The organism is Hymenobacter glacialis (genome assembly GCF_001816165.1).
In the GTDB taxonomy this organism is placed as follows: domain Bacteria; phylum Bacteroidota; class Bacteroidia; order Cytophagales; family Hymenobacteraceae; genus Hymenobacter; species Hymenobacter glacialis.
In genome coordinates, this window is the sequence record NZ_MDZC01000111.1 from 1 (window position 1) to 1,104 (window position 1,104).

Sequence of the window (1,104 nt, forward strand, 5' to 3'; positions counted from 1 at the left end):
ATAACTGATGTTACGCGGCTAAAGTTAGCAGTCCCTATTTTCGGCGATGACTTGCACCTTGGATTTATACACGGACTATCTGATTAGCTCAATGGGCCCAACTTCTGCCACGGGCTTATCCCGGCTCTTTGGCGGAGCGGTGAGTCACGCGCTGGCTCAGCACGTCTTATCTGGACTCGGAACAGGTCTGGGCGCACGCCAAACCGCTGATTCGCCGGGCCGAGCACCAGCGACCGGCCGAAGAGTTTGCCGTGCTTATCGTGGACGATTCCATCCTGGAAAAGGCCCATACCGACCCCAGTGCCCTGATTTGTACGCACTGGGACCACCGCCAGGGCCGCTTTGTCGAGGGGCTCAACTTTGTGAGCCTGCTCTACCAGGCCGGCGAACTGGCCCTGCTGATTGCGGTGGAGCTCATCGAAAAAACGGAGGCCGTGTGGGACGCCAAAGCACAGAAAACCAAAGCCAAAAGCAAGTACACCAAGAACGAGTACCTGCGGGCCATGCTGCGCGTGGCCCAGCAGCAGGTCGCCTACCGCTACCTGCTGGCTGACAGTTGGTACGCCTCGGCCGAGAACCTGAACGCCATCCTGGACCGGGGCATGGCTTTGTGATGGCCCTCGAATCCTCCCGCACCGTCGCCCCAAGCGAGGCGCCCGGGCCGCCGGGCAGTTTCACGCCCTCGATACCCTTGCCTTTCCCGATGAGCAGCCCCTGCGCGTCTTTTTGCGGTCCGTCGAGCCGGCGGTACTCGTGAGCAGACAAGTCTTTATAAACAAGGACGGGTCGCAAGGCGTGCTATACCTGGTCAGCAGCGACACGAGCCTGAACCAAGTCCAATTGACGACAATTTACCAGAGACGGTGAGAAAGTCGAAGAATACCAAAAGTCGCTCAAACAGAATGCCTCCATGGGGAAGTCGCCCACAAAAAAGCCGGATACCCAAGCCAATCATTTCTTTGCCGCCATTTTAGCTTACAGCCAGTTAGAGGCGCTTAAAATGCGGCACGGAATCGGCCATTTTCGCCTCAAAGCCCAACTCTATTTGGCGGGCCTAAAAGCCATGAATCAAGAGTTAGCTCAATTCACCGCGTAACATCAGTT

At 57.1% G+C, this 1,104-nt stretch carries 1 pseudogene; it reads left to right on the plus strand.

The features are described from left to right. The first annotated feature begins 46 nt into the window (after positions 1 to 46). Positions 47 to 1,096: pseudogene (locus BEN48_RS20275) on the plus strand (IS701 family transposase). Positions 1,097 to 1,104: the final 8 nt, after the last annotated feature.